This is a genomic window from Aminobacter sp. P9b (assembly GCF_045345995.1).
Lineage (GTDB): Bacteria > Pseudomonadota > Alphaproteobacteria > Rhizobiales > Rhizobiaceae > Aminobacter > Aminobacter niigataensis.
The window spans coordinates 391,144-409,862 of record NZ_CP150082.1 but is presented as its reverse complement, the minus strand read 5'-3'; the positions used below and the strand labels follow the sequence as shown (position 1 = coordinate 409,862).

The 18,719-nt window shown below is 63.0% G+C and carries 17 protein-coding genes; 3 read left to right on the top strand and 14 right to left on the bottom strand.

The window, feature by feature from the left end:
• Positions 1–130 precede the first annotated feature (130 nt).
• From WHT83_RS02155 to ybgC, 14 genes are all read right to left on the bottom strand, one after another.
• A complete protein-coding gene (locus WHT83_RS02155; RefSeq protein WP_406872832.1) occupies positions 131–1,306 on the bottom strand; it encodes a phosphoserine transaminase in 1,176 nt (391 codons plus the stop codon).
• 183 nt (positions 1,307–1,489) lie between these two features.
• A complete protein-coding gene (locus WHT83_RS02150) occupies positions 1,490–2,185 on the bottom strand; it encodes an outer membrane protein (RefSeq protein WP_406872831.1) in 696 nt (231 codons plus the stop codon).
• A 210-nt stretch (positions 2,186–2,395) separates the two neighbouring features.
• Positions 2,396–3,172: an outer membrane protein gene (locus WHT83_RS02145; RefSeq protein WP_108606510.1), complete on the bottom strand. Its 777-nt coding sequence runs from the start codon at positions 3,170–3,172 to the stop codon at positions 2,396–2,398.
• Between the two features lie 213 nt (positions 3,173–3,385).
• On the bottom strand, positions 3,386–4,738 hold the full coding sequence (gene glmM / locus WHT83_RS02140) for a phosphoglucosamine mutase (RefSeq protein ID WP_108606511.1): 1,353 nt from the start codon (positions 4,736–4,738) through the stop codon (positions 3,386–3,388).
• A 134-nt stretch (positions 4,739–4,872) separates the two neighbouring features.
• Complete coding sequence (locus WHT83_RS02135) at positions 4,873–5,682, bottom strand: hypothetical protein (RefSeq protein WP_406872830.1); 810 nt, start codon at positions 5,680–5,682, stop codon at positions 4,873–4,875.
• Positions 5,683–5,802: 120 nt separating this feature from the next.
• The gene (gene ftsH / locus WHT83_RS02130) at positions 5,803–7,737 is read right to left on the bottom strand and encodes an ATP-dependent zinc metalloprotease FtsH (RefSeq protein ID WP_108606514.1); all 1,935 of its coding nucleotides are present in this window, start codon (positions 7,735–7,737) and stop codon (positions 5,803–5,805) included.
• 104 nt (positions 7,738–7,841) lie between these two features.
• Positions 7,842–9,197, bottom strand: a complete 1,356-nt coding sequence (tilS, locus tag WHT83_RS02125; RefSeq protein WP_406872829.1) for a tRNA lysidine(34) synthetase TilS — start codon at positions 9,195–9,197, stop codon at positions 7,842–7,844.
• Positions 9,191–10,246 (bottom strand): tol-pal system protein YbgF, encoded by a 1,056-nt coding sequence (ybgF, locus tag WHT83_RS02120; RefSeq protein ID WP_318763499.1) that lies wholly within the window; start codon positions 10,244–10,246, stop codon positions 9,191–9,193. Before ybgF ends, tilS begins: the two co-directional genes overlap by 7 nt.
• A 159-nt stretch (positions 10,247–10,405) precedes the next feature.
• Positions 10,406–10,915 (bottom strand): peptidoglycan-associated lipoprotein Pal, encoded by a 510-nt coding sequence (gene pal, locus WHT83_RS02115; RefSeq protein WP_108606516.1) that lies wholly within the window; start codon positions 10,913–10,915, stop codon positions 10,406–10,408.
• 251 nt (positions 10,916–11,166) lie between these two features.
• Positions 11,167–12,444 carry a Tol-Pal system beta propeller repeat protein TolB gene (tolB, locus tag WHT83_RS02110; protein WP_245439791.1) on the bottom strand — a complete coding sequence of 426 codons (1,278 nt, stop codon included), beginning with the start codon at positions 12,442–12,444 and terminating at the stop codon, positions 11,167–11,169.
• 76 nt (positions 12,445–12,520) lie between these two features.
• On the bottom strand, positions 12,521–13,582 hold the full coding sequence (locus WHT83_RS02105; RefSeq protein ID WP_183262722.1) for a hypothetical protein: 1,062 nt from the start codon (positions 13,580–13,582) through the stop codon (positions 12,521–12,523).
• Positions 13,583–13,590: 8 nt separating this feature from the next.
• Positions 13,591–14,049, bottom strand: coding sequence for a protein TolR (gene tolR / locus WHT83_RS02100; RefSeq protein WP_183262721.1), 459 nt, complete (start codon positions 14,047–14,049; stop codon positions 13,591–13,593).
• A gap of 10 nt (positions 14,050–14,059) precedes the next feature.
• Positions 14,060–14,770, bottom strand: coding sequence for a protein TolQ (gene tolQ / locus WHT83_RS02095; protein ID WP_108606520.1), 711 nt, complete (start codon positions 14,768–14,770; stop codon positions 14,060–14,062).
• A gap of 344 nt (positions 14,771–15,114) precedes the next feature.
• On the bottom strand, positions 15,115–15,582 hold the full coding sequence (gene ybgC, locus WHT83_RS02090) for a tol-pal system-associated acyl-CoA thioesterase (protein ID WP_183262719.1): 468 nt from the start codon (positions 15,580–15,582) through the stop codon (positions 15,115–15,117).
• Between the two features lie 54 nt (positions 15,583–15,636).
• On the opposite strand from ybgC, the gene WHT83_RS02085 reads away from it, so the two are divergent.
• The 3 genes from WHT83_RS02085 (at position 15,637) to WHT83_RS02075 (ending at position 18,681) form a co-directional block, all read left to right on the top strand.
• Complete coding sequence (locus WHT83_RS02085) at positions 15,637–16,887, top strand: glycoside hydrolase family 5 protein (protein ID WP_406872828.1); 1,251 nt, start codon at positions 15,637–15,639, stop codon at positions 16,885–16,887.
• Between the two features lie 70 nt (positions 16,888–16,957).
• Complete coding sequence (locus tag WHT83_RS02080) at positions 16,958–18,007, top strand: hypothetical protein (RefSeq protein ID WP_406872827.1); 1,050 nt, start codon at positions 16,958–16,960, stop codon at positions 18,005–18,007.
• Positions 18,004–18,681 carry a hypothetical protein gene (locus WHT83_RS02075; RefSeq protein ID WP_406872826.1) on the top strand — a complete coding sequence of 226 codons (678 nt, stop codon included), beginning with the start codon at positions 18,004–18,006 and terminating at the stop codon, positions 18,679–18,681. Before WHT83_RS02080 ends, WHT83_RS02075 begins: the two co-directional genes overlap by 4 nt.
• The last annotated feature ends 38 nt before the right edge of the window (positions 18,682–18,719 follow it).

Sequence of the window (18,719 nt, the reverse complement as noted above, 5' to 3'; positions counted from 1 at the left end):
TCGGTCGCGCAGCGACCGGGTTGGGGGCAAATGGGTGAACGCAGGGATGGGAGCAAAGTCTAACGGATGCACCCCCACCCCGATCCGCTTAGCGGATCGACCCTCCCCACAAGGGGGAGGGTAAAGACCGTCAGGCCGCGGCCTTGAGTGCGGCTTTCTGATTGGCGAAGGCCCAGTCGAGCCACGGCATCAGCGCCACAAGATCCGACGTCTCGACGGTGGCGCCGGCCCAGATGCGCAGGCCGGGAGGGGCGTCGCGATAGGCGCCGATGTCGAAGGCGACGCCTTCCTTTTCGAGTGCCGAGACCATGCCCTTGGCGAATGCCGCCTGGCCGTCCTTGTCGAGGTTTGCCACCTCAGGATCGACGATAGACAAGCAGACCGAAGTGTTCGAGCGCGTTTCCGGCACGACGGCGAGATGGCCGAGCCAGCCGGCTTCGTTCACGAAGGCGTCGATGGCGGCGAAATTGGCGTCAGCGCGGGCGACCAGCCCGTCAAGCCCACCGACCGACTTGGCCCAGTTCAGCGCATCGACATAGTCCTCGACGCACAGCATCGACGGTGTGTTGATGGTCTCGCCCTTGAAGATGCCTTCGATCAGCTTGCCACCCGAGGTCATGCGGAAAATCTTGGGCAGCGGCCAGGCCGGCTTGTAGGTTTCGAGCCGCTCGACGGCGCGGGGGCTGAGGATCAGCATGCCATGCGCGCCTTCGCCACCGAGCACCTTCTGCCAGGAGAAGGTGACGACATCGAGCTTGGCGTAGTCGAGGCGCTGGGCAAAGGCCGCCGAGGTCGCGTCGCAGATGGTCAGTCCCTTGCGGTCGGCCGGGATGAAGTCGCCGTTGGCGACGCGCACGCCCGAGGTCGTGCCGTTCCAGGTGAAGACCACGTCGCGGTCGAAATCGACCTTGGTCAGGTCCGGCAGCTCGCCATAGGCGGCTTCGAACTTGCGCACGTCCTCAAGCTTCAACTGCTTGACTACGTCGGTGATCCAGCCGGCGCCGAACGACTCCCAGGCGACCATGTCAACGCCGCGCTCGCCGAGCAGCGACCACAGCGCCATCTCGACAGCGCCCGTGTCAGAGGCTGGAACGATGCCGATGCGATAGTCGGCGGGAACCTTGAGGATTTCGCGCGTCAGCTCGATCGCCTGTTCGAGCTTGGTCTTGCCGATCTTGGCGCGGTGCGAACGGCCGAGCGGTGCGTCGGCGAGGGCCTGGAACGACCAGCCGGGACGTTTTGCGCAGGGACCTGAGGAGAAATTGGGATTTGCCGGACGGAGTCCGGGCTTGGCGACGATCGTCATCGTGGTTCTATCCTTCCAGATAGTTGGCCCCTCGTTGGGGAGGGGTGGCCCACGGACGGCGATATTAGGAGCGGCCTCCGGCGTCAAGAGGAAATTGCGCGTCGCATCTGGAACAGTTTTCCAAATGCAAAGGCGGCGGGCCAAAACCCGCCGCCTTTTGAATGGCTTGGTCGAAAAGGCCGGCTACCAGAGATCGTAGCGCAGGCCGACCTTGACCTGATGGTAGTCGACGCCCTTCTTGACCGTCAGCGTGTCGATGTCGACATATTCGAGGTCGGGAGCGGTGAGGTACTGGTAGCCGACGTCGACCGAGGTGTTCTGCGCCACCTGGTAATTGATGCCGGCGCCGACCGAATAGGCGACCTTGTACTGGGTGTCGTCGAGGTTGAACGTCGCGGGAATCGAGGGCGCGTTGTAGTTGACCGTCGTGCTCGAATAGATCAGGCCGACGCCGGCGCCGACATAGGGCGTGAAGCCGGCGATGGTGCCAAGGTCGGCATAGACATTGGCCATGCCGTTCCAGACGTTGTTCTCAAACTGCATCGTGTCGGGCCCGAGCGATGCATCCAGCTTGTCATAGGAAACGAAGCCGAAATTCAGTTCGCCGCGCAGGAAGTCGTTGAAGTGGTAACCGGCGCCGATGCTGCCGTTGACGTGGATGTTGCGCGTTTCCTCGCCCAGCAGCGTGAACTGGTAGGGCGTGTCGCTGAAATTGTAGCCGATATCGCCGCGCAGGTACCAGCCGGAGCCGACCTCGACGGGGACATATTCCGGTGCCTCTTCGATGACGACAGGCGGATCGTAGTCGGCAGCGCTTGCCGCCAGCGGCCACAGCATGGTCGCCGTCAGCGCCAGCGCTATGCGAGACTTCAATGTCATGATCGCATTCTCCCGAAATGGCGCCAGGGTGTTGCCCGAGAATCCAGCAGCCGTTCGAGTCATTGTTAACCATAGAGGTTAAGTCGCGGTTAAGGATAATGGTTGGTTAGCGTGGGTGGCTCCGTCGGCAACCGGACAACGAAAAACCGCCCGGCTTGCCGGGCGGTTTTGCAGATTGGCGCTCCATGCGTCGCGATGACGCCAGGGCGATCAGTTCAACGAATAGCGGACGCCAAGCTTGAAGTCGTGCGAGGTGATGTCCTTGAAGCGGATGCCGCTGTTTCCGGCTGGCGGGAACGGCTCGGCCGGATCGTCGTTCTTGAGTTCCCCGGTCTGGCCATCGCCAAGCGAGAGGAAGCTGTAGCCGAGGTCGATAGTCATGCGCTCGGTTGCCTTGATGCCGACACCGGCGTGTAGTGCCCAGGCGAGATCCCAGCGCGACTTGTCGTCGGCATAGGCGCCGCCATTGTTGATGATGTTGATGTCGCGGAAGCTGGAGATCGTGTTCCGCGATGCGCCGATACCGGCGCCGAGATAGGGCGTTACGCCGTAGAAGTCGCCGAGGTCGGCATAGGCGTTGGCCAGGAACAGCCACTCCGACTTCTTGCCGCGGTAGTCATTGGTGGTGATGACACCGCCATTATCCTGCCAGTCCAGGGCGTTGAACTCGGAATTGCCGCGGTATTCGACCGTCAGGTCGCCGCGGAGGAAATCGTTGAACTGGTAGCCGACGCCGGCACCGAATGTCGGGGCGGAGCCGAAGCTGCCCTCGTCGTACCAGCCATGAGCATCCGGGAATGCGAACAGCTCCGACTCCAGCCGCTTGATACGCTGGTTGCTCATGCCGATGTGGCCACGCAGGTACCAGCCGCCGTAAGATGGCTGTTCTACCTCGATGATCGGCTCGGGCATGTCCGCGGCGAATGCCGGGGCAGTGACGCTGGCAAGCAGCGCGGCGGCGAACGCCTTCTTTCCAAAATTGCGCATGATAAAAACCCCATACCTGCGGACCCGCTACGCGCCCGACCATGACTAACCGCCATGGATAATGCTTGGTATAGGTTAAGGGCTGCTTAACCCTGACGATTAACCACGTTTTCTTGCGCTTCATGGTTGCCGGACTGTGCGAGCGGCTTCTGCTGCAAGCAAAAAAGCCCGCGCGAGGCGGGCTTTGCTTGATCGGCTAAGTTCTTGAAAGGATCAGGCGGCCGAGCGGCTCTCGGAAATGACGCCGACGATGTCGTTGACTACGGTTTCGACCAGCTGCGGGTCGTCGCCCTCGGCCATGACGCGGATCAGCGGTTCGGTGCCCGAAGGGCGGATCACCAGGCGGCCGGTCTTGCCGAGCCGGCTGCGGCCGTCCTCGATCGCCGCCTTGACGAGTGCCTCTTCGAGCGGCTTGCCGCCGGAGAAGCGCACGTTCTTGAGCAGCTGCGGCACCGGCTCGAAGGTGCGGCTCAACTCGCTCATCGGCTTGTTGGAGCGCTTGATGCAGGCCAGCACCTGGAGGGCTGCCACCAGCCCGTCGCCGGTGGTCGAGAAATCCGACAGCACGATGTGGCCGGACTGTTCGCCGCCGATGTTGAGGCCGTGCGCGCGCATGTGCTCGACGACATAGCGGTCGCCGACCTTGGTGCGGTGCAGTTCGAGGTTGAGGTCGCCGAGATAGCGCTCGAGCCCGAGGTTCGACATCACGGTTGCGACCACGCCGCCGCCGGCAAGGCGGCCGCTCTGCTGCCAAGACTGCGCGATCAGCGCCATGATCTGGTCGCCGTCGACGATGGTGCCGTTCTCGTCGACGATGACGACGCGGTCGGCGTCGCCGTCGAGGGCGATGCCGATGTCGGCGCGCACCTCGTGGATCTTCTTCTGCAGGCCGGCCGGATGGGTCGAGCCGCACTCCTGGTTGATGTTGAAGCCGTTGGGCTCGACATTGATCGCGATCACTTCCGCGCCGAGTTCCCACAGTGCTGCCGGCGCCACCTTGTAGGCCGCGCCGTTGGCGCAGTCGACGACGATGCGCAGGCCCGACAGCGACATCGAGCGGGGCAGGGTGCGCTTGGCGAATTCGATGTAGCGGTCATGCACGCCGTCGACGCGCTTGGCCCGGCCGAGGCCGTCGGAATCGGCCAGCAGCGCCTCGACGTCCTGGTCGAGCATCGCCTCGATGCGTTCCTCGATCTCGTCGGACAGCTTGTAGCTGTCGGGGCCGAACAGCTTGATGCCGTTGTCGTAATAGGGATTGTGCGAGGCTGAGATCATCACGCCGATGTCGGCGCGCAGCGAGCGCACCAGCATGGCGACAGCCGGCGTCGGGATCGGGCCGAGCAGGAACACGTCCATGCCGGCGGCGCAAAGCCCGGCGACCAGCGCGTTCTCGATCATGTAGCCCGACAGCCGCGTGTCCTTGCCCAGCACCACGCGATGGCGGTGGTTGCCGCGCTGGAACGACAGGCCGGCGGCCATGCCGACCTTCATCGCGATCTCTGCCGTCATCGGAAATTTGTTGGCCCGTCCGCGAATGCCGTCGGTGCCGAAATAGCGTCCAGCCATGATTAGCCTGTCCCCGTGAAGTCCACCCGCGATTGCTTTGCCACAACCTGGGGCGACCAACGCATCACATTTGGTGATTTTATGTCACAAAACCTTAGAAAAGGGTTGGGGTTTTTGAGGGAGGGGATCCTATCCTAGGCCCCGTTCTCCAGCGGAGTGCAGCGCGTAGCCAAGGTGCGCATGAAAAATACGACGCAGTTCAAAATGTGCTGTGCTTCCGCGTCTGTATAAAAAGACTCTACGTGCATGGTATTATTTCGCCAAGGGTTCTTCACCGCATCGAGTGACGCGTACAACGTTTCGAATGCAGCCCCATCGCTGTTGGGTAGGCGTCTCTTGGATGGGAATAGGTTGTCTATTTTCTCTTTGATCTTCGACAGTATTATTCCCCAGTTGCGATCAGCAGGTTTAATTGGGTTCGGAATATCTAGGATTTCTGCTATTTTTTGTATGCCGATTTCAAGAATCCTCATTGAATGAAACACGCTGGCTGTAGGTCTCTGCAATGCCAAGCACTTTGCGGATTCTTCCAACTCTCGCGCAGCATCTGGAAAAATTGCAAGAATATCCCATCCGACGAGCTGGTTTGCATCGGAAAAAAGGTTCTTTTGATTCCGATTGAGAATTACGAACGACACAAGTTGGCATTCGTCCCGAAGCCGGCTTTCGACGTCTTCGATAGTGTCGCGAATTTCTCCCATTGTTACATTCAGTAGAGGATCATTCAGGCGCGTCTTCATTCGTCCGGCGGCCATTGCTGAAACTTCGGCACCAACGAAAAGAGTTGCGTCTTCTAGGTCCTGAAAATTTGATGCCAACATGGTTCTGATGGCCTCCACTACCATCTCAGTCCGACCGCTTTCGTCAAATTGATCGATTACAGTTTTTACGCGTCGTACCTCGCCCATTGTATCTAAGAACTTGGCGGCATTCAGCTCAAGCATAGGTTTCGTCTCACGCTTCTGAGTTTATGCAAGATGAGACTACCATATACTCTCCATCGCAATGCAAAAACGCCGCCGAGTTTCCTCGGCGGCGTTTTTCATTCAGTTGGCGTCCAGCCCTCAGTTCGAGGGCTGAGGCTCCATGCCGCCTTCGGGCTCGGAGCCCTTCTTCTTGCCGCGGGTCGAGCCGGCCTTGGGCACGGCCGAGCCGCGCGAGGTCGGGGTGTCGTCGCCCATGTCACGGGCAGGCTTGTTGCCGGCGATCAGTTGCTTGATCTCCTCGCCCGACAGCGTCTCGTATTCGAGCAGGCCTTCGGCGAGGGCGATCCAGTCCTTCTTCTTCTTGGTCAAGATCTTGCGGGCTTCGTTGTAGGCTTCGTCGATCAGGCGGCGCACTTCGGCGTCGATGATCTGTGCGGTCTCTTCCGACACGTTCTGGGTGCGGGCCACCGAATGACCGAGGAAGACCTCTTCCTGGTTGTCGCCATAAGCGACATGGCCAAGCTTGTCGGAGAAGCCCCAGCGGGTGACCATGGCGCGGGCCAGCTTGGTCGCCTGCTCGATGTCGGAGGACGCACCCGAGGTGATGTTTTCCTTGCCGAACTTGAACTCCTCGGCGACGCGGCCGCCCATCATGATCGCCAGGCGCGAGATCATGTACTTGTAGCTCATCGAGTAGCGGTCGCCTTCCGGCAGCTGCATGACCATGCCGAGCGCGCGGCCGCGCGGGATGATGGTCGCCTTGTGCAGAGGGTCGGCGGCCGGCACGTTGAGCGCCAGGATGGCGTGGCCGGATTCGTGATAGGCGGTCAGCTCCTTCTCGGCCTGGGTCATGGCCGAGGAGCGGCGCTCGGCGCCCATCATGATCTTGTCCTTGGCGTCCTCGAATTCCTGCATGGTGACGAGGCGCTTGTTGCGGCGCGCTGCCATCAGGGCGGATTCGTTGACGAGGTTCATCAAGTCGGCACCCGAGAAGCCGGGCGTGCCGCGTGCAACGACCTTGAGGTCGACATTGGGCGCCAGCGGAACGTTGCGGACATGGACCTTGAGGATCTTCTCGCGGCCGACGATGTCGGGGTTCGGCACCACGACCTGGCGGTCGAAGCGGCCCGGACGCAGCAGCGCGGGATCGAGAACGTCGGGACGGTTGGTCGCGGCGATCAGGATGATGCTCTCGTTGGCCTCGAAGCCGTCCATCTCGACCAGCAGCTGGTTCAGCGTCTGCTCGCGCTCGTCGTTGCCGCCGCCGAGGCCGGCGCCACGATGGCGGCCGACGGCGTCGATTTCGTCGATGAAGATGATGCAGGGCGCGTTCTTCTTGGCCTGCTCGAACATGTCGCGGACACGGCTTGCGCCGACGCCGACGAACATTTCGACAAAGTCCGAGCCGGAGATGGTGAAGAACGGCACATTGGCTTCACCGGCGACAGAACGGGCAAGCAGGGTCTTGCCGGTACCGGGAGGGCCAACGAGCAGCACGCCGCGCGGGATCTTGCCGCCGAGGCGCTGGAACTTCTGCGGGTCGCGCAGGAATTCGACGATCTCCTCGAGGTCTTCCTTGGCCTCGTCGACACCGGCGACGTCACCAAAGGTGACGCGGCCATGCGCTTCGGTCAGAAGCTTGGCCTTGGACTTGCCAAAACCCATGGCGCGGCCGGAGCCCGACTGCATCTGGCGCATGAAGAAAATCCACACGCCGAGGATCAGGATCATTGGCAGCCAGGACAATAGCACGGAGAAGATCGAGCCGGAGCCGTCATTTTCGGGGCGGGCGTTGATGGTGACGCTCTTTTCCTCAAGCCGCGACACCAGCGTGGGGTCGCCAGGCGAGTAGGTCTGGAAGCCGGTCGAGTTGTCGATATAGGTGCCGCTGATGCGGTCGCCGGCAATCGTCACCGTCTTGACGCGGCCCGAATTCAGGTCCTGGAGGAACTGCGAATAGGCCACTTCGCTCGACGCGCCGCGGGTCTGCGGGGTCTGGAACAGGTTGAACAAGGCGATGAGTAGAACGGCTATGATCGCCCACAGCGCGAAGTTGCGATAGTTCGGATTCATCGAGTGTCCCGTTGGCGTTCGCGGGGAACGCGCATGGTGTGAGTAAGCTTGCCCCTAACATAGGCACGGGCTGCCACATTGCCAAGCGCGTCCCTAAGTCTCGGTTAAGCTCCAACGCCAATGTGGCCACGGCATGGCGGGTCCGGCACATGTGCCGTGCCGATCAATTTTTGGAGAGCCCATGCAGGGGCGAGATCGAAGGCCGGCAGGAACCGTGCCCAGGGCGCGGCAACCGGGGTGGCACCCGCCTCCGACAGCAAGCCGGCGAACGTTCCCCCGCGCCACGACCCAGGCTCGGCCGCAAGTGCGTTCCTGACAAGACTTTCCGGCGCTGTTGTTTCGATCGATATCGTCCTCGCCGCGAGCGGACCGACTGGTGCGACGGCCGATCCTGTTCCTTGCCCCGCCGGCATGAGCCTGTAGCGGCCGTCCCAGATACCGCCAGCCAGCGTTGCCGGAGCCGGCAGGCCGCGGCCTTCGCGCAGGACAAAGATCCCGGTTCGGCGTGCGTCGACCAGGGCGCGCGACAATGTGGCGCGGGCCGGTTTTTCGTCTGCAATACCGTTCGCCAGCCGCGCCAGTAGGTCCTGGGTACGGGCCTCATCGGGCAGGTGGGGCACGCCGCCGGCGACCGCGACCAGGATGCGCAGGGCGTAACATGCTGCGTCATTGTCGGGCGCTTGCAGGAATGAAGCATCGAGGCAGAGCAGTCCGGGGGCAACCCTGCTTGTCAGCTCGGTCAACAAGGTGGCTGCGCGCCGGCCGAGTTCTGTCCGCGTTTCACCGGCCTGCCGGGCTTCGGCGAGCGCCGTCGTGATACGCGTTTCGCTCTGGTCGCCGAGCGACAGCCGCATGCGCGGGCGCTCATAGGCGACATCGGTGTTGGTCGGATCGTCGATCCAGCCGATGCCTAGTGCGCTCAGTGCCGCGCGCAGCCTGTCGCGGCGCTGGCCCAGCAGCGGGCGGACGATCCAGATGTCGCCATCGAACAGCGTTGCCGGCGCCATGCCGGCGCTGCCGCGGCCGGTGCCGCGCATGCCGCGCATCAGCACCGTCTCGGCCTGGTCGTTGGCGGTATGGCCGGTGGTGACGATCGTCGCGCCGGCCTCGCGCGCGGCCTCGGCCAGGAGATCGTAGCGCGCGTCCCGCGCTGCGGCCGGGATGCCTGCCTGTGGTTTGTCGCCGAGCCATCGCATCGTGCGGTGGGCGATGCCATGAGCAGCGCAAAGCTTTGCCACCTGTTCGGCCTCCGCGCCCGAGCCGGGCCGGAGTCCGTGGTCGACGGTGACGGCCAGCAGCCGCGTCAAGGGCGCGTGCCAGGCGAGATGGGCTTTGAGAATGAGAAGCAGGGCAGTCGAATCGCTGCCGCCGGAAACCGCTGCGACGATCGTCTTGTGCGCGGCGAAGTCGAAACCGGAAAAGTCTGGGAAAAAATCAGCGTCGATAGGCTGCGTCAGCACGCGGCGAGGGCCCGTTCCTGCTTGACCCGCTCCTTGATCGCGCCGGAAACGTTGGGGTAGCGCTTGCCGATTTCGCCGAAAGTGGCGCAGGCAACTTCGCGCTGCTTCAGGCCGACCAGCGAAACGCCGAGCTTCAGCATCATTTCGGGGGCCTTCTTGGACTTCGGGTATTCCTTGCTGGCGCTGAGGAAGATTTCGGCAGCGTCGCGGTATTTCTTCTGGCCAAGCAGCGACTCGCCGAGCCAGAAACGTGCGTCAGCCGTCTTGGGGTCGGCTGGGAAGCGCTGGATGTGGTCGCGGAAGCCTTCTTCGGCGGTGGTGTAGTCGCCGGAAAGCACGAACTGGTAGGAGTTGCGGTAGAGCTCGTCCGGGTCGTCGGTCGACGGCAGTGCCGCAACCGCCGTGCCATTGGCCTTGGGCTGGGCCGGCTGCGCTGTGGCAGGCGTCTGCGGCTGCACTGGCGTTGCCGCTTGCTGGTCGATCGAGTCGGAGACGACATTGCCGTTCTTGTCGACGGTGATGGTGCCGAAGGTCCGCGGCGGTGTACCCGTACCGCCCTCGATCGTGGTGCCGGGTTCGCCGGTGCCGGAATCGACGATGACGTCCTCGACGCTCTGGCCGTTGGTGGCGGGCGCGGTGGCCTGCGCCTGACCCGATTGAGGCGCCGTGGGCGCCTCAACGATCGAGCTGTTGTTGTTGGTGGTGCCGGAGGCGTCGGACTTCTTTTGTCCGCCGCCCTCGAGTTCCTGGAAGCGGAACTCGTTGTCTTCCTGCATTTTCCGCATCTGTTCTTGCATCTGCAGGATCTGGAAGTTCAGTTCCTCGATGCTGCCGTTGAGCTTGCGGATTTCCTCTTCGAGCGCGGTCACGCGGGGATCGCCTGCCTGGGCAAGCTGGATCGGCGCTTCGTGGCTCTCCGTCTTGCTGCCGAAGACGCCCGGCAGGCCGAATTTCGGGAGGTCGATGCCGATGCCGTCGCGCGCATGCGCCGCGGCCCCGGATAATAGGAAGATGGCAAGCGTGCCACTCAGGATTGATCGAAAATGCATTAGCCTCTCGCCGTGGAACGGAAATGGTTGCTTCGCGCCGATGCGCTCTCGTCGTTTATCAGGACCGGAGACTTCGGCCAAATTTTGTTTCGGTCGTCCAGATAAGCAAAAGGCGGCCCGAAGACCGCCTTTCGTTCGACTGTGTAACTTTTCGGCCGCTCAGCTGCCTGCGCCGGAGAGCGTCGTGACAGCACGACGGTTCTGCGACCAGCAGGAGATGTCGTCGCAAACCGCGACCGGACGTTCCTTGCCGTAGGAGATCGTCTTCAGGCGGTTCGAGGCAACGCCCTGCGAGATCAGGTAGTCGCGGGTGGCTGCGGCGCGACGGGCGCCGAGGGCCAGGTTGTACTCGCGGGTGCCGCGCTCGTCGGCATGGCCTTCGACCACGATCGCATACTGGCGATACTGGTTCAGCCACTGGGCCTGACGGCTCAGGATGCCCTGCGCATCGGCACGAACCGACGACGAGTCGGTGTCGAAGAAGATGCGGTCGCCGACATTGACGGTGAAGTCCTGGGACGAGCCCGGGGTCGCTGCACCGGCGCTGCCGCCGAGGCCGAGATCGGCCGCGTTGTTAGGGGTTTTCTTCGAGGCACAGCCGGCAATCGCCAGCGAGGCGATGAGCGCCACGACCACGGGGTTGGTTGCAAATTTTGCGATACGGCGCATCCCGCCTCTCCTTCGCATTCAAGTGATTTCGTTGAACATCCAGTAACCACGTTGGGGTTAACCGGCATTCAAGAAACATGGTTAAAATTTCGTTGCCGCTCGTTGTAGCGTCCCCGCATACGGCAGTCGTCGAACATGCACTTCGCCGCGCACCGTAGGCGAAAATACGGCAGAAAGGCGGCGTCATTGGGCAAATGACGCCGCCTGGTCCTTTCGTCGCGCCTGGGGCGCTAGGTTAACTATCAGGCTGCTCAGTCGAGCAGCGGCGACCAGGCCGGGTCGGAGGCGAAGCCCGAGGTCGGAATCGCCTGTTCGTTGCGGCCGGTGAGGTCGACTGAATAGAGCTTGGGACCGCCGCCGCCGGGCTGGTCGCGGAAGAACATCACGACGCGGCCGTTTGGCGCCCAGGTCGGGCCTTCCTGCTGGAAGCCGGTCGACAGGATGCGTTCGCCCGAGCCGTCGGTCTTCATCACGCCGATCTGGAACTGGCCGCCCGACTGCTTGGTGAAGGCGATCAGGTCGCCGCGCGGCGACCACACCGGCGTCGAATAGCTGCCGCCACCGAAGGAGACGCGGGTCTGGCCCGAGCCGTCGGCGCCCATGACGTAGATCTGCGGCTGGCCGCCACGGTCGGAGGTGAAGACGACCTTCGAACCGTCAGGCGAATAGGAAGGCGAGGTGTCAATGGCGCTGGAATTGGTCAGGCGCGTGGTGGTGCGGCTGCGCAGGTCCATCGAGAACACGTTGGAATTGCCGTCGTCGCGCAGCAGGCTCATGATCACCTTCTGGCCGTCGGGCGAAAAGCGCGGCGCAAACGTCATGCCGGGGAAGTTGCCGACGAGTTCGCGCTGGCCGGTCTCGATCTGCAGGAGATAGACCTGCGGCTGGCCGCTCTCGTAGGACATGTAGGTGATTTCCTGACGCGTCGGCGAGAAGCGCGGCGTCATGGCCATCGAACGGCCGTCCGAGAGATAGCGCACATTGGCGCCGTCCTGGTCCATGATGGCGAGGCGCTTCTTGCGCGCGGTCTTGGCGCCCGATTCGTCGATGAACACGACGCGGGTGTCGAAATAGCCCTTCTCGCCGGTCAGGCGCTCATAGATGGCGTCGGCGATGATGTGGGCGATGCGGCGCGAATTGGTCTTGTTGGCGAAGAACTGCTCGCCGGCAAGCTGCTGGCCGGCAAAGGTGTCCCACAGCCGGAACTCGGCCTTGAGCCGGCCGTCGGCCTCCTGGCTGACGCGGCCGGTAACCAGCGCCTGGGCGTTGATGACCTTCCAGTCGTCGAAGCGCGGGGCGACGTCGGGGTTGGAGATCTTTTCGATGAAGGCGCCCTTGTCGATCGGCGCGAACAGGCCCGAGCGCTGCAGGTCGGCGGCGACGATGCCGGCGATCTCGGCGCCCATCGCATCGCCCGACAGGAAGTCGGTGATGGCGATCGGCAGCGGCTCGACATTGCCCTTGTTGACGTCGATCTCGACCAGCGCGCGAGCGGGCAAGGTGGCGAACGCGGTCATGCCGCTCGCCATGGCGCCGATCAGAAGGATCGCTTTGATTACATGCTTCATAAGACAGGCCTCTTAGTTCCGGGTGAGCGCCAGGCGCTCAGAACATCTCGCTTGGGTCGAAGTTGACGATGACATCCGCCCAGGCTTCGTATTTGTCGGCGGGAAGGTTGTAGGGCGCGCATTGCAGCACGGCGCGACGCGCCGATTCCGCTGCCGCACGTTCGATGCCGGCGGCGCCACCGCCGGAGATGATCTCGGGCCGGCCTTCGATCTCGCCGGTCTGGGTCAGCTTGAACTGGACGGAAACCTTCAGCGCGCCGCCATCCATGGCGCCCGCCGGCACGTTCCAGCAGCGCTGGATCTGGCCGCGCAGCGCATCCATCTCGCTCTGGCTGAGCTTGCTGCCGCCGGTGTCCTTCTTGCCGCCCAGCGATGCCTGTTCGGTCGAGCGCTTGGCGCCGCCACCCGAGGGCTTCTGCTTGTTGAGCAGGGCAGCGACCTCGTCGGCGTTGAATTCCTTCTCTTCCGACTTCGGCTTCGACGCGGCCTCCTGGGCCTGCTTGTCGTCCTGCTTGCGGTCGGGCGTCTTGGCCGTCTGGGCCTGCGGCGGCTTGGGCTTGGCCTCGGGCGCAGGCGCGTTTTCCGGCAGCTTCACGGCTTCCGCTTCGGCCTGGTCGTTGACGATCGTCTCGGCAACCGGGTCCGGCTTCACGTCCTGCTTGGGCTGCGGTTCGGGCGTCACTTCCGTCGCCGGCACGGGCGTCGGCTTGGGCTCGGCCTGCTTGGCCGGCTCGGGCTTGGGTTTTTCGGCCGGTTTTGGCTCGGGCTTGGGCGAGGGCGGCGGAGCAGCCGCGACGTCGACCTCCTTCTGGGTCGGCTCGGGCGTCGGCGGCTTGTCGCTGTCGATCTTGTTGTCGCCGACATTTTGGGCGTCGGGCACGATGTCGGGTCGGCTTGTCGGCTTGGGCGCCGGCTTTTCATTGACCGGGGCCTTCTTGTCGCCCTTCTGGATCTGGGTGATCGATTCCACTGGCACGATGTCGACCGGGAACGCCTCGACGTCGGCGACTTCGAGGGCGCTGGGTGCCGACAGCGTGAACAGGCCGAAGCCCAGCATCGCTGCATGCAGAACCACAGATGTCGTGAGGCCGGTCTTCATTTTGCGGGCTACTGGTCCTGTTCCTGCAGCGTGACGAGGCCGATCTTGTTGTAACCGGCGGCCTGGATGCGGGCCATGACCTTCATCACCGTGCCGTAGTCGGCGGTCTTGTCGCCGCGCACATAGATGCGCTCCTCGTAGCCGGCCTTGGCGATGGCGCCGAGCTTGGCGACGACCTCGTCGATCGGGATCTCAGTTTCCTGGATGTGGATCTGGCCGGCTTCGTTGATCGAGATGGTGATCGGCTGCGTTTCCGAGTTCAGCGCCTTGGCTGCGGTCTCGGGCAGATCGATCGGCACGCCGACGGTCATCAGCGGCGCTGCCACCATGAAGATGATGAGCAGCACCAGCATGACGTCGACGAACGGCGTCACGTTGATTTCGGACATCAGGCCATGATGGCGGCCACGCCGCCGGTGGCCGCGCCCGCCGCGGCCCGAACCGCCCGCGCTAACTGACATACCCATGGTCTACTCCTCAGGCCCGCGGCGCGACTTTTTCATCGATTTGGCGCGAGAGTATGGCGGAGAACTCGTCGGCGAAGCCCTCCATCCGCAGAGCGATCTTGCCGGCGTCGGATGACAGCTTGTTGTAGGCGATGACGGCGGGAATGGCGGCGAGCAGGCCGATGGCGGTGGCCAGCAGCGCTTCGGCGATACCAGGTGCGACGACCGCGAGGTTGGTCGACTTCGAGCCGGCGATGGCCTGGAAGGAGGTCATGATGCCGACGACGGTGCCGAACAGGCCGATGAAGGGGGCGGCCGAACCGATGGTGGCGAGGAAGCCGAGCCGGCCTTCCAGCCGCTCCATCTCGCGCGTCAGCGCCAGGTCCATTGCCTTGTCGATACGGGTCTGCAGCGCCAGCGGCGACTTGGCGCCCTTCTCGAAGCTCTTCTTCCACTCGCGCATGGCAGAGACGAAGATCGCGCTCATGCCCGTGGTCTTGCGGTCGGAAAGGTTGCGGTAGAGCTCTTCGAGCGACTGGCCGGACCAGAAGATCTGCTCAAAGCGGTTCAGCGCCGCGCGCATGCGGTTATAGGCGACCAGCTTGTCGACGATGATGGCCCAGGTCCACACCGACGCGCCGAGCAGGCCCAGCATCACCAGCTTGACCACCCAGCCGGCCTGCCAGAACAGCGCCCAGATCGACAATTCCGCGCCGGTCTGGGCGAGAGGTAGGTTTTCCATCTTGTAACAGTCCTTAAGATTTCCGGGGCCCGCTTTCGGCTAGCCCTTGCGCATCATCCCGTCGTGGCCCGTTCGCGCGAAGCTTCCGGAAGTCCCCAAAGTGCGCCTTTTGGGCCTTTTCGGGACGAAATTTGGTGAAAGGAAGGCCGCTCGGAATCCTTACGACTTTCACCGCTCCCTTAATGGACCGTTATGGTTAAAGATGTGTTAGGAACTTAAGGCCTGGCTGATGCGATAGCCCGAGGCGACTGGGTTTGGCGAGGCGGACGGGCAGCCATCCGGCTTTTGTGTCACACAATCTTGTGATCGGCTGGGCTTGTGATCGGCTGGGACCGTGCGGGCGATCATTGCCCCGGCATGAAGGCTTCGACCCAGTCCTTGGGGAAACGCCTGGGGCGCCCGTTTTCGCCGACGATCGCCGCCTCCACCCGGGCTTCGACCAGCACCTCGTCGCCGCGCTTCAATTGCTGGGCCATGGTGATGCGGGCACCCGAGATATCCACGGTGCGGGTGTCGACGGTCAGCACGTCGTCGATCCGGGCCGACGCGCGGAAGTCGATCTCCATGCGGCGCACTATCCAGACGATCTTTTCGCCATGCTTGCCGTCGGCGAGCTCGGTGTGGTGAACGCCGGCAAGGCGCAGGAAGTCCGAACGTCCGCGCTCGAAGAATTCGAGATAGCGCGCATGGTAGACCACGCCCGAGAAGTCGGTGTCGGCATAATAGACCCGCGCCATCAGCCGATGGCCGAACGGCGTTAGCGCGCCGGAAAGGCCGGCAGCCAGCGCGTCTTCTTCACCATGATCGGCCATGGGGCTTTCCTTTTTCGGGGCTTTTCGGCACCAGTCTTGTCTGCAGCGAACCGGATGGCAGCAATAGTGGCGATGATCAAGACCTCACTTGTGGCGTTGCTGGCGCTGGCGCTGTCGGTCTGTGCGGCCGCTGCTGCGACGTTTTCGATGAAGCGCGGCATCAATCTCGACATCTGGGACACCTGGCCCGACGAGGCCCGCTGGGGCGACGCCGAGGTCATCCTGCCCTTTCCGGAATGGCGCAAGCGGCTCGGCGCGGCCGACCTCGAGGCACTCAAGGCCGACGGTTTCGATGTCGTGCGCATTCCCGTCGATCCCTCGGTCTTCCTGTCGGAAAAGACTGGGGCGCTGCACGAACAATTGTTCGAAAGCGTCCTGGAATCCGTTCGCCAGATCAACATTGCCGGGCTCAAGGCGGTCGTCGATCTCCATCTCATTCCCGCCGGCGGCAACCGCAAGATCGGCATGGCCGAGGTGATGGATGACCCTGCCTTGTTCGACGGCTATGTCGAACTGGTCCGTCAGATGGGGCTCACCTTATCGAAGGAAGATCCGGCCCAGGTCGCGTTCGAATTGATGAACGAGCCGGTCGTCGATTGCGAGCCCGGGCAAGCCAAAGTCTGGCCCGAGCGCCTCAAGCGCCTCCATGCTGCTGCCCGTGCCTCGGCGACACGGCTGACGCTGGTGCTTTCGGGCGGCTGCTGGGCCAGCGCCGAAGGGCTCGCGGCCATCGACCCCAAGGATATCCCGGACGACAACATCATCTGGACGTTCCATTCCTACGCACCCTTCCTGCTCACCCACCAGGGCGCGACCTGGGCCGGCGACTTCATTCCCTACGTCACAGGGCTGCCTTATCCGCCCCATGCCGTGCCGCGCACCGAACTTGACGCCGCGCTCGACAAGGTCAGGGAAAAGATCAGGGCCGAGGCACCCTTGTCGCGCCGTTCCGGCCTGTTGTCCTATCTCGACGAGCAGGTGGCCACGGTGGATACCAAGGCCAAGCTCGACGCGCTGCTCGACACGCCGTTTCGCCTGGTCGCCGACTGGGCCGGGAAACATGGCGTTGCGCCCGAAAACATCTACCTCGGCGAGTTCGGCATGATCCGCCAGGAATATGGCAATCCTCATGTCATGCCCGGCGCCTGGCGCGCTGGCTATGTCAAAGACATGATCGCCCGCGCCGAGACGCATGGTTTTGCCTGGTCGATCTGGGGCTATGGCGGCGCCTTCGGCATCGTCGACGAGTTCGAGGGCCGGAAGGCCGAGCCGGACGTGCTGGAGGCGGTCAGGGGATTGAAGTAGAGGGCGCTTCAATCATTGATTGTAGGAATATTTTCTTGTACTATCGCTTTGACTTGGCGATGGGACGAGCATGACGAACACAAACGATGAAGAGACGGCTCTCAGGAAATTCCGCACGAGGCATGTCGGCCTCGACCTCGACGTCAAACTGCTGCGGCTGCGGCTGAAGGCAGGCTTCAACCCCGCCCAACCGAGAGTGCCATCGGGCAATCATGATGGCGGCCAGTGGACCGATGCTGGTGGAGGTGCCGGGCGCTCGCGACCGAACCGAAATCTGTCTGGCGCCCGAGCGTCGCCAAGCGTTACACCCGGCCAGAGAGGCGGGGCGGCTTCCTCAAGCAAACCTGCCATCGACCGCGCGCGGATCGTGACGCGTGTTGGACTATCCAACCGACCGGGAAGTCCGCATGTACGGCACACGGTAAGCCTTCCAGGTGGACGGCGTTTCGTCTTCCAGACCGAGGGCACGAGCCAAACCGTGCTTGACGGTGCCGGCAATCCGATCAGCAAAACGCTGTGGACGCCTCACGGGCCGATGTCGCTACCAGTGATCCAGCGCGCAAATGCGCCGGTTGCTCGGCAAGCCTTCGAGGCTGGGCGACAGCTCTACAACAGTTTATCGGCTGGCAACACGCGGGACCAAAGGGCCTGCTTGGCCTTCACGGCGAAGGAGTTTCGGCCGAACGGGTCGTTGCTGACATCGTTGAGCTTCGTCGGCATGCTCTCGCGCGCCGAGACGGAGAAGGTCTGCACCAAGCTCGAACTCGTCCAGAGCCTTTCGAACGAAGCCATGTCAGACGCCAAGCTCGCAGGCCCATATAAAAATGCAGCTGTGTTTGGAACAGCTGTGCATGTGCGGCTTCACCAGAAGATTGAGGCCTTGCTGGACCCAGCTCTGAAGTCGGAACACTCGCTTCTGAAGAAGGTCGAGGAGGCGCCGCTGGATTTCAGGGCGATCCGCGTCGACGTATTAGAAGATCGCGGTAGTGGTCCAATTTGCGTTTACGATCTCAAGACTGGGCGACGAGGTTTGAGCAGCGCGCGAACGGTCGAGTTTGCCGCCCGGCTGTTGCGCTACGGGCGTCCCATCATCGTCATCGAAGTGAGGCCATACGAATGACCGCGTCGCAGTTGATCAAACGTCATCTGCAACCGCTGCTGGCGCGCCACTCCGACATGGAGGTTATCGGCCGCTGGCTGGTGATGAAGCCGATACGGCACGTGCTGCGCGGTATCGTCATACTGAGCCGCAACCATGATACCTATTTTGTCCCCCAATGGGCAGTTACCCATTTCTGTGAGCCTGTCGGGCACTTTCCTCTCAACTGGGGCGACCGTATCTTTCGCGACAGCCCCGGCTTGTGGCTGTGGGACGATCCAGCCATGCCGGAATATTTCATGAGCAAGCTCGAGCATGAAGTTCTCCCGCTCTTCCGCAGCATCGTAACGCTGGACGATATGGTCGCCTATCTGGCCACCAAACCCATTCGATATCGCCACTTCGACATCGACGAATTGCGGGGCGTGTCGCTGCATGCCGCGCGCGGCGATCTCGATACTGCACGTGCCAAGCTCGACGATCTCAGGAACGGTCGCTCCCTGTGGTGCATTCCCGGCTTTGCCGAGGCGGAAGTGGCTTCGGTCGTTGATGCGCTCGGTCCCTTGTTGGACAAAGGCGACAGGGCCGGCATCGCCCGACAGCTTGCGGCCTGGGAGGCGATGCGTATCGCCAGGCTGCCCAAGGGTTTTGCCCGGATCTGGGAGCCGACACCGTTCCCGGTGGAAAAGGAATAGGTTCTCTCCCCGGCAGGCGGGCCACTTCTCGGATGTTC

Excerpts from the sequence above, each read along its gene's own strand:
- ftsH (WP_108606514.1), bottom strand. The coding sequence starts at position 7,737 with ATGAATCCGAACTATCGCAACTTCGCGCTGTGGGCGATCATAGCCGTT.
- WHT83_RS02085 (WP_406872828.1), top strand. The coding sequence starts at position 15,637 with ATGGCAGCAATAGTGGCGATGATCAAGACCTCACTTGTGGCGTTGCTG.
- WHT83_RS02135 (WP_406872830.1), bottom strand. The coding sequence starts at position 5,682 with ATGCTTGAGCTGAATGCCGCCAAGTTCTTAGATACAATGGGCGAGGTA.
- WHT83_RS02145 (WP_108606510.1), bottom strand. The coding sequence starts at position 3,172 with ATGCGCAATTTTGGAAAGAAGGCGTTCGCCGCCGCGCTGCTTGCCAGC.
- pal (WP_108606516.1), bottom strand. The coding sequence starts at position 10,915 with ATGCGCCGTATCGCAAAATTTGCAACCAACCCCGTGGTCGTGGCGCTC.
- tolQ (WP_108606520.1), bottom strand. The coding sequence starts at position 14,770 with ATGGAAAACCTACCTCTCGCCCAGACCGGCGCGGAATTGTCGATCTGG.
- tolB (WP_245439791.1), bottom strand. The coding sequence starts at position 12,444 with ATGGCGAGCGGCATGACCGCGTTCGCCACCTTGCCCGCTCGCGCGCTG.
- WHT83_RS02080 (WP_406872827.1), top strand. The coding sequence starts at position 16,958 with ATGACGAACACAAACGATGAAGAGACGGCTCTCAGGAAATTCCGCACG.
- WHT83_RS02105 (WP_183262722.1), bottom strand. The coding sequence starts at position 13,582 with ATGAAGACCGGCCTCACGACATCTGTGGTTCTGCATGCAGCGATGCTG.
- ybgC (WP_183262719.1), bottom strand. The coding sequence starts at position 15,582 with ATGGCCGATCATGGTGAAGAAGACGCGCTGGCTGCCGGCCTTTCCGGC.
- glmM (WP_108606511.1), bottom strand. The coding sequence starts at position 4,738 with ATGGCTGGACGCTATTTCGGCACCGACGGCATTCGCGGACGGGCCAAC.
- WHT83_RS02150 (WP_406872831.1), bottom strand. The coding sequence starts at position 2,185 with ATGACATTGAAGTCTCGCATAGCGCTGGCGCTGACGGCGACCATGCTG.
- tolR (WP_183262721.1), bottom strand. The coding sequence starts at position 14,049 with ATGGGTATGTCAGTTAGCGCGGGCGGTTCGGGCCGCGGCGGGCGCGGC.
- ybgF (WP_318763499.1), bottom strand. The coding sequence starts at position 10,246 with ATGCATTTTCGATCAATCCTGAGTGGCACGCTTGCCATCTTCCTATTA.
- WHT83_RS02075 (WP_406872826.1), top strand. The coding sequence starts at position 18,004 with ATGACCGCGTCGCAGTTGATCAAACGTCATCTGCAACCGCTGCTGGCG.
- WHT83_RS02155 (WP_406872832.1), bottom strand. The coding sequence starts at position 1,306 with ATGACGATCGTCGCCAAGCCCGGACTCCGTCCGGCAAATCCCAATTTC.